Here is a 12,758-nt window from a genome sequence, read left to right on the forward strand (position 1 = left end):
TGGGTGCTCGATAACCCCGCTGCGACGATGCAGTATCCGGTGACCAAGCGGGCGTTCGGCCTCGCCATCCTCGTGTTGAGCGGACTGCAGCTGATGGTGGTGCTCGACGGCACCGTCATGATCCTCGCGCTGCCGCGACTACAGGAGCAGCTCGGCCTGTCCAGCGCGGGCAGCGCGTGGACGGTGACCGCCTACGGCCTGCCGTTCGCCGGACTGATGCTGCTGGGCGGTCGCCTCGGTGACTCGTTCGGCCGCAAACGGATGCTGATCGTCGGCGTCTCGCTGTTCACCCTGGCCTCGGCGCTGTGCGGTACCGCGCAGAACGAGGCCTGGCTGATCGCGGCCCGCGCCCTACAGGGCACCGGCGCGGCCATTGCCGCGCCGACCGCCTTCGCGCTGGTGGCGAGCACCTACGCGCCCGGACCCGCCCGCAATCAGGCGGTGGCGATCTTCGGATCCATGGTCGGCATCGGCTCGGTCGGCGGCCTGGTGATCGGTGGTGCGCTCACCCAGGTGGATTGGCGCTGGATCTTCTGGATCAATGTGCCGATCGGTCTGCTCATCGTGTGGGGCGCCATGACCCAGCTGCGCGACACCGAGCACCGTCGCACCGGCTTGGACGCGCGCGGCGCGGTATTGGGCACCCTGGCCTGCGCGGCGATCGTGTTCGGCGCGACCGAGGGACCCGAATTGGGTTGGGACAGTCCATACATCCTGACCGCGGTGATCGGCGGCCTGATCCTGATGGTGGTCTTCGTCCTCGCCGAACGCGATGTCCCCAACCCGCTGCTGCCCTGGTCGCTGTTCGACAGTCGCGATCGAGTGATCACCTTCATCGCGATCTTCCTGACCTCCGGTGTGCTCGGCGCGACCACCTTCTTCGTGGCCCAGTTCCTGCAGAACGTGCTCGGCTACAGCCCGCTGACCGCGGGTCTGGCCAGCATCCCGTTCACCCTCGGCGCGGGTGTCGGCACCGCGGTGGCCTCCAAGCTGGCGCTGTACGTGCAGCCGCGCTGGCTGCTGTTGGTCTCCGCGATCGTGCTGTCGGCGGGCCTGGCCTTCGGTTCCACCCTGGACAGTTCGGCCGAGTACTTCCCGACCCTGCTGATTCTGCTGTCGGTGGTCGGTTTCTGTGTCGGCACCGCGATCGTCATCCTGCCGCTGTGCGTGCTGGTCGGCGTGGATATGGCCCACATCGGCCCACTGTCGGCGGTCGGCCAGATGTTCATGAACATGGGCACACCGTTCGCGGTCGGCCTGCTCAGCCCGGTGGCGCTGTCCAAGACGCTGTCGCTGGACAAGGGCGCGACCGGCAAGGTCAGCGAGATGAATCCGCACCAGATCGAGGCGCTCAGCAGCGGTTACACCTTCGTGCTGCTGGTGTGCGCGATCGGCACCGCCGTCATGGGTCTGATCGCGCTCACCCTGCGCTACACGCCCGCACAGTTGGCGCAGGCGCAGCACGCGCAGGACGAGGCCCAGAAGAACTGAGCCGCTAGGGAATCCGGGTCACCGCGATCGCGGATTCCGAGAGGCTGCCGAGGTAGACGGTGCCGTCGAGTTCGGCGACACCGGTGACCATGGCGTAGTCGTCGGCCTCGCGTTGCAGGTCGTGCACGAGGTTGCCGTCGAAGTCGAAGGCCTGCACCCAGACGGTGCGGGCCGGTTTCGGTTGCAGCGCTTCGGGAATCGCCCACACCACCCGCCGGATCGCGCCGGGCAGCGGAAGCAGCGTGTCCAGCAGCGGATTTCGCGGGGAGACCAGCGTGACCCAGACCAGGCCGTCGCTGCCGAGGCCCATGTTGTCGGGGAAGGCGGGCAGGTTCTCGGTGAACAGGTCGATGGTGCCCGCGCGCTCACCGGTGAGCCAGTAGCGGGTGACGCGGTAGCCGCCGGTCTCGGCAACCAGCACGCAGGACCGGTCGGGTGCCAGCACGATGCCGTTGGCGAATTTCAGTCCGTCGATCAGGGTTTCGACGCTGCCGTCCGCGGCTCGGCGGAACAGTCGGCCGGACTCGGTGTGCTCGAGCATGTCGCCCATGTACTCCTCGAGCGGCCACTTGCGGGAGGACTCGGAGAAGTAGATCGTCTCGCCGTCGGCGACCACATTGCTGGTGAAAGTCAGTGGCTTGCCGTCGATCTCGGTGACCAGGGTTTCCAGGGTGCCGCCGGGTTTGTCGAGGCGCAGCAGGCCGCGGTGCGCGTCGCAGATCAGCAGCGATCCGTCGGCCTCGGCGTGCAGGCCCAGCGGGCGACCCCCGGTGTGCGCGATCTGCTCGACGCTGCCGTCGGTGGGGTCGACGGCCACCACCGCGCCGTCCGTGAGTCCGGTGAGCACTCTGCCGTCGGCGGCGATCACCACGTCCTCGGGTCCGGTGCCGGGCAGGGGCAGCAGCCGCAGTGGCGGCATCGGCGGTGTGCTGTGTTTTTCGCTCGCGCGGGGTGTCGCCTTGGGCGGAGACCAGCGGTGCGGCTGCATGGACATGGTTAACCCTAACCGGATCACGGCCCGGATCGCGAGGGTCAACGAATGTTGGCCTACACTCGTTGGCATGACTGTGGAGACTTCGCCGCGGCGTTCCGACGCCACCCGCGCCGCCATCCTCGAGGCGGCCCGGCGGCGCTTCGCCGAGGACGGCTTCCGCAAGGCCACCATCCGGGCCATCGCCGCCGACGCGGGCATCGACCCCTCGATGGTGATGCGGTACTACGGCAACAAGGACGGATTGTTCGACGCCGCACTGGATGTCGATCTGCAACTGCCGGATCTGGCTGCGGCGGAACCGGATTCGCTGGGCGAACTGGTCGCCGGGCGATTCATCGAACTGTGGGAGAACCCGCCGACCGCCGACATCCTGTTCACCCTCATCCGCTCGGCGGTGACCGACGAGGCCGTGGTCGAGCGCGCGCAGCGGGTGTTCGCGCAGCAGCTGATGCCTGCGGTACTGCGGGTCGGCGATCCCGGGGACGCCCCGCACCGGGCCGGGCTGATCGCGAGCCAGATGCTGGGACTCGCCCTGTGCCGCTACGTCTTACGGCTGCCGCCGGTGGTCGCGATGACCCACGCGCAGATCGTCGCCGACATCGGCCCGACGGTGCAGAAATATCTCACGTTGTGAGGGGCAGCGCTATCTCACGCTGTGATCAGCGGGTGCCGTAGCGGTAGGTCTGCTTGCGCAGCTTGAGGTACACCATGATCTCCGCGTGCCGCACCCCGCCCAGCGCCCGAATGCGGTGCGACACCAGATCCAGCAGCCCTTCGTCGTCCGGGCAGACCGCCTCGCACAGGATGTCGTAGCGCCCCGCGCACACCACCACGTAATTGATCTCGTCGATGGCGGCCAGCGCGTCGGCGACCGGCTGCACCGGCCCGTCCACGGTGATCGCGATCATCGCCTGCCGGAACAGACCCACCTGCAACGGGTCGGTGACGGCGACGATCTGGATCACGCCCGCGTCGGCCAGTTTCTGCACCCGCTGCCGTACCGCGGCCTCCGACAGCCCGACCGCCTTGCCGATGGTGGCGTACGCCCGTCGCCCGTCTTCCTGAAGCTGGGCGATGATCCGTTTGGAGATGTCGTCGAGGAGCGGCGCTCCCCGGCCGGAGGTCTGGTCGGTCACGTGGCCCATCCTTCCCGATATGCGCGGGTATGTTGGTCGGAGGCGTCGTTTTCGGCGCCATTCCTGTCCGACAAGGATGAACCCCCGTGAGATTTCCGCGCATAGTCATGTTTCTCGCCATTCCGGCACTGCTGTTCGGGGCGCCGTGGTGGCTGCTGGTCTACACCACCCTGTCCGGCCCGTGGTTCTGGCTGGGCACGGCGGTGTTCCTGCTCGCGTTCGCGGCGCTGCCCACCGGCATGCTGCTCGGGCACGGTCCGCGGCAGTCGGATACCGCGTCCAAGATCGGTGACACGCTGCTGGGCGTGATGTGGGTGGTGTTCACCTGGTCGGTGATCGGCGCGGTGGTCCGCGCCGGGCTGATCCTCGGCGGGGTCGATGATCCCGCGCGTTCGCGCATCGTGGCGATCGGTGTCGTGGTGGTGGCGGCGGCGCTGGTGGCGTACGCGGTCTACGAGGCGCGGCGCTTGCCGCGGGTGCGCACGGTCGAGGTCCCGATCGAGGGCTTGGGCGCGGGCCTGGACGGTGTGCGCCTGGTGGTGGTGACCGACACCCACTTCGCGGCGCTGGATCGCCTGCGCTGGTCGGAGCGGGTGGTGGCCGAGGTCAATGCGCAGCGGCCCGATATCGCCTGTCACGCAGGCGATCTGGCCGACGGTTCGGTGGCCGCGCGCAGCGCCCAGGTGGATCCGCTCGGCAAGGTCGAGGCCACGCTGGGCCGCTTCTACATCACCGGCAATCACGAGTACTTCGGTGACGCGCCGGGCTGGATCGAGCACATGGCCGGGCTGGGCTGGAAGCCGATGCGCAACGAGCACCAGGTGCTCACCCGCGGCGGCGACAGCTTGATCATCGCGGGCATCGACGATCCGACCGGTCGCGGTCTGACCGGGCACGGCCCCGATATCGAGGCCGCGCTCGCCGGTGCCGATCCCGCGATTCCGGTGGTGCTGCTGGCGCATCAGCCGGTCCAGGTTGCCGACGCCGTGAAAGCCGGTGTGGCCCTGCAGATCTCGGGTCACACCCACGGCGGTCAGATCTGGCCGTTCCACTATCTGGTCCGGCTGGAGCAGCCGGTGGTCGCGGGGCTGAGCAGGCACGGGGAGCGCACCCAGCTCTACACCAGCCGCGGCACCGGCTTCTGGGGGCCGCAGCTGCGGCTGTTCGCGCCGAGCGAGATCACGGTCCTGATCCTGCGCAGCGCCTAGCTGTCGAACCCGAGCCCGGTGTAGTCGAGGGTCTTCAACCACAGGTTGCGTCGTCCCTCGTGGGCGTCGGCCCTGGCCAGCGACCACCGGGTGAGGTTGATTCCGGCCGACCGCAACGGTTCCGGCGGCAGGGCACGGGGTCGCGAGCGCACCAGGCGCAGGCGGGTGCGCTCGGTGTCGAGGTCCCAGAGCTGATCGAGCATCACCTCCGCCCCGAACCGGGTCGCCCCGACCCCGAGCCCGGTGTATCCGGCCGCGTAGACCAGGCGGCCCTTGTACGCGGAGCCGAAGAAGGCGCAGAAGCGCCCGCAGGTGTCGATGACCCCGCCCCACCGATGGCTGAAGCGCAGCCCCTCGAGTTGCGGGAAGGTCTGGAAGAAGTGCGCGGCAAGGGTTTCGAAGGTGGCCTCGTTGGATTCCAGGGTCGGCGCGATGCGGTTGCCGAAGTGGTAGATGGCGTCGTAGCCGCCGAACAGGATGCGGTTGTCGCTGGTGAGCCGGTAGTAGTGGAAGCGGTAGGAGGCGTCGCCGAGCCCCATGCGGGTATCCCAGCCGATGCTGCGCCGCTGTTCGGCGGTGAGCGGTTCGGTCATCAGCGCGTAGTCGTAGACGGGCACCACGTGCCGGGTGACCTTGGGTACCGGTCCAGCGAAAGCGCTGGTGCACAACGCGACCCGGGGTGCGCGCACCTCGCCGTGCGGTGTGTGCAGGTTGAGCGCGCCGCCGTGCGATTTCGAAATGCGTTGCACGGGAGTGCCTTCGTAGATGCGGACCCCGGCTTGCAGGCAGGCCCGGCGCAGTCCCCAGGCCAGTCGCGCGGGATCGAGCATGGCGACGCCGTCGGGATCCCACCAGCCGCCCAGATAGGTGGGGGAGTGCACGAGCCCCCGGGTCTCGCCCGCGTCGAAGAGCTTGCTGCGATATCCGAGCGCTTCGGCGGCGTCGTGGCTCTCGCGCAGCCACTCCAATTCGTGTGGGGCGGTGGCGACTTCCATCTCCCCGGTGCGTTCGAACTCGCAGTCGATGCGGTAGCGGTGGATGGCGTCCTCGATGCCGTCGAGGTTGATGCGGCCCAGTCGTTCGAGCTGGTGGATCTCGTCGGGGAAGCGTTCCAGGCCGTTGGCCAGGCCGTGGGTGAGGCTGGCGGAGCAGAAGCCGCCGTTGCGCCCGGAGGCGGCGTGCCCGCACAGCCCGGATTCCATCAGCACCACATCGGTGCCCGGATCGCGTTCCTTGGCCAGTAGTGCGGTCCACAGTCCGCTGTAGCCGCCGCCGATGACGGCAAGGTCGGCGTCGGTGGCGGTGGTGAGGGGGTCGGTGGGGGTCGGCCGCTCGGGCCGGTCGGTCCAGTACGGCGTCGGCGCCGCGTTAGCGAGTGCCGACGCCCACAGTTTGCTTCCTTTGGCCGCCATGGCCGATCAACTCCTTCTCTCTCGCCCGGCGGTCCGGCCGCCCGGCTGATGGTGAATGTGCTGTTCCGTGCCCCGGATATGCGTCGACCCGATTAGGGGGAATGACGAAGTACCGCCGGTCTGCCCGGATGGGCTGACCGGCGGTGAGGGCGGTGATCAGCTGGTGGCAGCGCGATCGTCGCAGCGGCGACGCATGCGCAATTGCCCGGCGATGACGAAATTTCGCACGGAACGATAGGTCAGCGACGTGGTCGCATCCGGTTCCATGGCCGTCTCCTGCAACACGATAGGCAGAGCGTGACGTGTGCGATGAGGATAACGCACGAACCGGACCGGTAAGGGTTACCGGTCCGGTTGCGCGGAATTTTCTCCTGCTATCGCGCCCGGAAGATCACGTCGTGCCAGGGCTTGTGCGCGGCCCCGGTGATATCCGACATGACATGTTTGATATTGGTGTATTCCTCGAATGCGTAGGCGGACATGTCTTTTCCGAATCCGGAGGACTTGAGGCCGCCGTGCGGCATTTCGCTGACAATCGGAATATGGTCGTTGATCCAGACGCAACCCGCCTGGATTTCCCGGCTGGCCCGCTGGGTGCGGAAGACGTCGCGCGACCACGCGGAGGCGGCCAGACCGTACGGGGTGTCGTTGGCCAGGGCGATGGCCTCGTCGTCGGTGTCGAACGGCAGCACCACCAGCACCGGGCCGAAGATCTCCTGCTGCACGATCTCGGAGTCCTGGACGGCGCCGGTGATGAGGGTGGGTTCGTAGTACGCGCCCGCCGGCGGGGTGTGCTCCGGAATCCGGCCGCCGTGAACGACTTTCGCGCCGTCGGTGCGGGCCCGCTCGACCATGCCGTGCACCTTGTCGCGGTGTGCGCGGGAGATGAGTGAGCCCATATCGGTATCGGGGTCCTCGACCGGTCCGATGCGTACCTGGTCCATCAGGTGAGCGACGCGGCCGACGAACTCCTCGAACAGCGGCCGCTGGACATAGGCGCGGGTCGCGGCCGTGCAGTCCTGCCCGGCATTGATCAGCGCGCCCGCGACCGCACCGCGGGCGGCGGCCTCGAGGTCGGCGTCGTCGAACACCACGAACGGGGCCTTGCCGCCGAGTTCGAGGTGCACCCGCTTGGCCGCGCCCGCCGCGCTCGCCGCCACCCGGCGACCGACCGCGGTCGACCCGGTGAACGACACCATCGCCACCGCCGGATGCTCGACGAGCGGCTGCCCGGCGTCGAGGCCGGCGCCGGTGAGCACGTTGATCACGCCCGCCGGAATCCCGGCGGCGGTCGCGGCCTCGGCGAACAGCAGTGAGGTGAGCGGTGTCAGCTCGGAAGGCTTGAGCACCACCGTGTTTCCGGCGGCGATGGCGGGCAGGATCTTCCATCCCGCCATCTGCAACGGATAGTTCCACGGCGAGATCGACCCGATCACGCCGAGCGGCTCGCGGCGGATCGAGGAGGTGTGCTCGCCGGAGTATTCGCCCGCCGCCTTGCCCTCCAGGTGCCGGGCGGCACCGGCGAAGAACGCGGTGTTGTCGATCGTTCCGGGCACATCGAATTCGGTGGCCAGCCGAATCGGCTTGCCCGCGTTGACACTTTCGATCGCGGCCAGCTCCGGTGCGCGCTCGCGCAGGATGCGCGCCCACTCGTGCATGAGGTCGGAGCGGGTCCCCGGCGTCAGCGCGGCCCAGGCCGGGAAGGCGGAACGGGCTGCGCCGACGGCGGTTTCGACATCATCGGCGTGTGCCCCGCGACCGGTGGCGACGATCGCACCGGTCGCCGGGGCGAGGATCGACAGTGGCGCACCGGATCCGGCCCGGCGCGCCCCGTCGATGTACTGCAGGTGTTGCTCCGGCACTGCGTTCCTTTCAGGCGAGGTGCGAATCCGCCACACCGAGGGCCTGATCCAGGATGGCCAGCCCCTCCTTGACCTCGCCCTCGGTGATGGTGCAGGGCGGAACCACGTGCAGGCGATTGAAATTCATGAACAGCAGCAGTCCGGCGGCCTTGGCGGCGGCCATGGTCTCGTTCATCGCGGGACTGCTGCCGCCGTACGGCGCGAGGGGTTCGCGGGTGTCGCGGTCACGGACCAGTTCGACCGCCCAGAACACGCCGACGCCGCGTACCTCGCCGACGCTGGGATGCCGTTCGGCCAGTTCCCGCAGTCCGGGACCGATCACGCGTTCACCCATGTCGAGAGCGTTGTCGACGATGCCTTCATCACGCATGGCGTTGATGGTGGCGACGGCGGCCGCGGTCGCGAGCGGATGACCCGAGTAGGTGAGCCCACCCGGATAAGGCCGGTCATCGAACGTCGCCGCGATGTGCGGTGCGATGGCGACGCCACCGAGCGGCACATACCCGGAGTTCACGCCCTTGGCGAAGGTGATCAGGTCCGGCACCACGTCGAAATGGTCGATGGCGAACCACTTTCCGGTGCGCCCGAACCCCGCCATCACCTCGTCGGCGATGAACACGATCCCGTACCGGTCGCACAGCTCCCGCACCCCGGCCAGGTATCCCGGCGGCGGCACCATGATTCCGGCGGTCCCCGGCACCGACTCCAGGATGATCGCGGCGATGGTGCTGGGACCCTCCAGCGCGATGGTCTGCTCGAGGTGTTCGAGCGCGCGCTCGGTCTCCTCGGCCTCGGTGGTCGCGTGGAAGTGCGAGCGGTACAGGAACGGCCCGAAGAAGTGCACGGTCCCGGTATTGCCGTGATCGTTGGGCCAGCGGCGCGGGTCGCCGGTCAGGTTGACCGCGGTCTCGGTGCCCCCGTGATACGACCGGTAGCGCGAGAGCACCTTGTAGCGCCCGGTGTGCAGGCGCGCCATTCGCACCGCGTGCTCGACGGCGTCCGCGCCGCCGTTGGTGAAGAAGATCCGGTTCAGCTCACCGGGCGTGTGCTCGGCGATCAGCCGGGCCGCCTCCGACCGGGCGGCATTCGCATGTCCCGGTGCGATGGTGCACAGCTTGGCCGCCTGTTCCGCGATGGCCGCCACCACCTTCGGATGCTGGTGTCCGATATTGGTGTTCACCATCTGCGAGGAGAAGTCCAGCAGCCGGTTGCCGTCGCCGTCCCACACGTAGCAGCCCTGGCCGGCGGTGATCACCATGGGTTTCAGCGCGGCCTGCGCGGACCAGGAGTGGAAGACGTGGCGGCGGTCGAGTTCGTAGGCGCGGGCGGCTTCCGCGCGAGCCGCCTCGGGGGTGAGTCCGTTGGGGAGGGTCATCGTGGTCCCTGTCCTCTCGCGGTCAGTGGTTCTGTGGGAAGCCGAGATTCAGGCCGCCGTGGCTGGGGTCGAGCCAGCGGGTGGTGACGGCCTTGGTGCGGGTGAAGAAGTGCACGCCGTCGATGCCGTGCGCGTGCGAGTCGCCGAACAGGGAGTTCTTCCAGCCACCGAAACTGTAGTAGGCCATGGGGACCGGGATCGGGACGTTGATGCCGACCATGCCGACCTCGACCTCGTTGTGGAAGCGCCGGGCCGCGCCGCCGTCGTTGGTGAACAGGGCGGTGCCGTTGCCGTACGGATTGGCGTTGATGAGCGCGAGGGCCTCGTCGTAGGTGTCGACGCGCACCACCGAGAGCACCGGGCCGAAGATCTCGTCGGTGTAGACGCTCATGCCGGTGCCGACGTGGTCGAGCACGCTGGGGCCGAGCCAGAATCCGTCGGCGTCGCCGTCGGGTGTCACGGTGCGGCCGTCGAGAACGACTGTGGCGCCTTCGGATTCGCCCGCCGCGAGGTAGGCGGCGACCTTGTCGCGGTGCTCCTTGGTGACCAGCGGGCCCATATCGGTGCCGCGGGTGCCGTCACCGGTGCGAATGGTCTCGGCGCGCTGGGTGATCCGGGCCACCAGGTCGTCGGCGATGTCACCGACCGCGACCAGCGCGCTGATCGCCATGCAGCGTTCACCGGCCGAGCCGAAGCCCGCGTTCACGGCGGCGTCGGCGGCGAGATCCAGGTCGGCGTCGGGCAGCACCACCATGTGGTTCTTGGCTCCGCCGAGGGCCTGAACCCGTTTGCCCGCAGCCGTTCCGCGCTCGTAGACGTATTTCGCGATCGGCGTCGAGCCGACGAACGACACCGCCTTGATCGCCCGATTGTCGAGGAGTTCGTCGACGGCGACCTTGTCGCCCTGCACCACGTTGAACACGCCGTCGGGCAGCCCGGCCTCCTGCCACAGCTGCGCCAGCCACAGCGAGGCGGACGGATCCTTCTCACTCGGCTTGAGCACCACCGTGTTTCCGGCGGCGATGGCCAGCGGGAAGAACCACATCGGCACCATGGCCGGGAAGTTGAACGGCGAGATGATCGCCACCGGACCCAGCGGCTGGTGCACCGAGAAGATGTCGACCTTGGTTGAGGCGTTCTCGGTGTAGCCACCCTTGATCAGATGCGGTATGCCGCAGGCGAACTCGACCACCTCGAGGCCGCGCGTCACCTCACCGACCGCGTCGGCGAGCACCTTGCCGTGCTCGGCGGTGATCAGCGCGGCCAGGTCTTCCTTGCGCTCGTTGAGCAGTTCGCGGAAGCGGAACAGCACGCCGGTCCGCTTGGCGAGGGAGGCGTCGCGCCAGGCCGGGAAGGCGGCCGCGGCCGCGTCGACCACGGTGCGCACGTCGGCGGCGCCGGCCAGCGCGACCTGTCCGGTCACCGCGCCGGTCGCGGGATTGGTGACGGGGGCGGAAGCCTCGCTGGAGCCGGCGAAGGGCTTGCCGTCGAGCCAGTGTGCGATGGTCTGCATATCTCCTCGTTTCACTGATGGCCTGACCGTGCGGGTCCGGGTCCCACTCTGCGTCACTACTCGCCGGTCGGGCGCCGACGATCTGTACGGTGTTGCGCGCTTCGTATTACGATTCGTCGGTGCTCCCCTCGGTTGCTGACATCCTGGCGGTGCCGGTCGTGCGAGCCGGTGCGCCCGAACTGGTCGGCGGCGGATCGTTGGATCGCCCCGTGCGCTGGGTGCATGTGAGCGAACTGCCCGATGTGGCGAAGCTGCTGGTGGGCCGGGAACTGATTCTCACCACCGGACAGGCCTTGGCGAGTGGCGACACGGCGACGGTCACGTATCTGGAAGCCCTCGCAGCCGCCGGGGTTTCGGGGCTGGTCGTCGAATTGGGCACCTACGTCAGCGAATTGACGCCGCTGGTGGCGCGCACCGCCGACCGGCTGGGGCTGCCGGTGATCGCGTTGCACCGGGTGGTGCGGTTCGTGGAGATCACCGAGGCGGTGCACCGGGTGATCGTGGCCGACCAGTACGCCGAACTGGAGTTCGCGCGGACAGTCCACGAAACCTTCACGGCGCTCAGCGTGCGGCGTGCTTCGCTGGCCGAGATCGTGCAGACCGCCGCCGAGATGCTGGACGCCTCCGTCGTGCTCGAGGACGTGACGCATCGGGTGCTGGCGTTGACCGCGCGGCACACGGCGACCTCGGCGCTGCTGGACCGCTGGGAGACCACCTCTCGGCTGCTGCCCGACGACGACCCGGACGTGGTGCCGGTGGGTCCGCACACCCAGCGCTGGGGACGGCTGATCCTGCGCTCGGCGCAGGTGCCGGGTGTCCGCGCCCGCATGGTGCTGGAACGCGCCGCCCAGACCTTGACCCTGCACCGCATGATCGAACGGGACCGCTTCGGCCTGCACCGCCAGGCGCAGACCGGTCTGATCGACGATATGAGCAGCGGGCGGCTGAGTTCCGAACGCGACGCCGTGGCCCTGGCCGCCGCCCTGGGCTTGGCCCGCCGCGCCCGCTACGTACCCATGGCAGTCGACGTGGCGGCCGCAACCGAACCCGACCCGGTTGCTCGGCAACGCCGCACCGCCGCGCTGCTGGACGCCGCCCTGCACGGCGTAGCCCTTTCTCGCGCAACAGCTTTGGCGGCACCCGAGCACGGTAATCGGATCACTGTCATCCTGGCGCTGACCCGCTCCGGGGATCTCGACATCGCCTTGACCACCGCCTGCACGGCCATGCTCGCCGAAATCCGCCGCGTCGCAGGCATCGAGCGTGCCGTGATCGGCGTCGGCGTCGAATCGGAGTCCCTGCTCGACACCGCCCGCGAGCTGGGCCAGGCCGCCCACGTCGCGGAAGTCGCACTGGCCCTGGGCGCTTCGACTCCCCGCCCCTTCTACCGCAGCGGAGACGTTCGCCTGCGTGGCTTGCTCTCCCTCATCCGCGACGACCCCGGCGTCCAGCATTTCGCCGAGACCGAACTGAGTGCCCTGCTGCGCCACGACATCCGCAACGACACCGACCTCACCGAAACCCTGCGCCGCTTCCTGGATCTCGCGGGCAACAAGACCGAACTCGCCAAGCGGATGACCATCAGCCGCCCTACGCTCTACGACCGGCTGGCCCGCATAGAACGCATCCTCGATGTGGATCTCGACGACGGCGAAACCCGTACCTCCCTGCACACCGCGTTGCTCATCCGCGATCTGGTCGGCCCACGCTGACGGATCGTGCTCCAGCCAACTCGGAAGGCTGTGGCGCAGGGCCGGGATGACCGCG

General features: G+C 68.7%; 10 protein-coding genes. 4 read left to right on the plus strand and 6 right to left on the minus strand.

The annotated features are described in order from the left end of the window. The first annotated feature begins 3 nt into the window (after positions 1 to 3). A complete protein-coding gene (locus tag OG300_RS02935) occupies positions 4 to 1,491 on the plus strand; it encodes an MFS transporter (protein WP_405491847.1) in 1,488 nt (495 codons plus the stop codon). 4 nt (positions 1,492 to 1,495) lie between these two features. Here OG300_RS02935 and OG300_RS02940 read toward each other — a convergent pair whose 3' ends face one another. After that, entirely contained in the window at positions 1,496 to 2,485 is a 990-nt protein-coding gene (locus tag OG300_RS02940; protein ID WP_405491849.1) for an SMP-30/gluconolactonase/LRE family protein, read from the minus strand. Positions 2,486 to 2,552: 67 nt separating this feature from the next. Here OG300_RS02940 and OG300_RS02945 point away from each other — a divergent pair, with 67 nt between their 5' ends. Further along, positions 2,553 to 3,119: a TetR family transcriptional regulator gene (locus OG300_RS02945; RefSeq protein WP_405491851.1), complete on the plus strand. Its 567-nt coding sequence runs from the start codon at positions 2,553 to 2,555 to the stop codon at positions 3,117 to 3,119. 25 nt (positions 3,120 to 3,144) lie between these two features. Here OG300_RS02945 and OG300_RS02950 read toward each other — a convergent pair whose 3' ends face one another. Continuing rightward, entirely contained in the window at positions 3,145 to 3,630 is a 486-nt protein-coding gene (locus OG300_RS02950) for an Lrp/AsnC family transcriptional regulator (protein WP_405491853.1), read from the minus strand. Positions 3,631 to 3,707: 77 nt separating this feature from the next. On the opposite strand from OG300_RS02950, the gene OG300_RS02955 reads away from it, so the two are divergent. Further along, entirely contained in the window at positions 3,708 to 4,829 is a 1,122-nt protein-coding gene (locus tag OG300_RS02955; RefSeq protein ID WP_405491855.1) for a metallophosphoesterase, read from the plus strand. Here the strand turns inward: OG300_RS02955 and OG300_RS02960 are convergent. From OG300_RS02960 to OG300_RS02975, 4 genes are all read right to left on the minus strand, one after another. After that, positions 4,826 to 6,241 carry an NAD(P)/FAD-dependent oxidoreductase gene (locus tag OG300_RS02960; protein ID WP_405491857.1) on the minus strand — a complete coding sequence of 472 codons (1,416 nt, stop codon included), beginning with the start codon at positions 6,239 to 6,241 and terminating at the stop codon, positions 4,826 to 4,828. The two genes, OG300_RS02955 and OG300_RS02960, sit on opposite strands and share 4 nt — an antisense overlap. Before the next feature lie 374 nt (positions 6,242 to 6,615). Further along, positions 6,616 to 8,103: a gamma-aminobutyraldehyde dehydrogenase gene (locus tag OG300_RS02965; protein WP_405491859.1), complete on the minus strand. Its 1,488-nt coding sequence runs from the start codon at positions 8,101 to 8,103 to the stop codon at positions 6,616 to 6,618. A gap of 10 nt (positions 8,104 to 8,113) precedes the next feature. Next, on the minus strand, positions 8,114 to 9,478 hold the full coding sequence (locus tag OG300_RS02970) for an aspartate aminotransferase family protein (RefSeq protein ID WP_405491861.1): 1,365 nt from the start codon (positions 9,476 to 9,478) through the stop codon (positions 8,114 to 8,116). 22 nt (positions 9,479 to 9,500) lie between these two features. Further along, positions 9,501 to 10,991 (minus strand): CoA-acylating methylmalonate-semialdehyde dehydrogenase, encoded by a 1,491-nt coding sequence (locus OG300_RS02975; RefSeq protein ID WP_405491863.1) that lies wholly within the window; start codon positions 10,989 to 10,991, stop codon positions 9,501 to 9,503. A 119-nt stretch (positions 10,992 to 11,110) separates the two neighbouring features. Here OG300_RS02975 and OG300_RS02980 point away from each other — a divergent pair, with 119 nt between their 5' ends. Beyond that, positions 11,111 to 12,703 carry a PucR family transcriptional regulator gene (locus OG300_RS02980; protein ID WP_405491865.1) on the plus strand — a complete coding sequence of 531 codons (1,593 nt, stop codon included), beginning with the start codon at positions 11,111 to 11,113 and terminating at the stop codon, positions 12,701 to 12,703. The last annotated feature ends 55 nt before the right edge of the window (positions 12,704 to 12,758 follow it).

It is taken from the genome of Nocardia sp. NBC_00511 (assembly GCF_045161165.1).
Taxonomy (GTDB): Bacteria; Actinomycetota; Actinomycetes; order Mycobacteriales; family Mycobacteriaceae; genus Nocardia.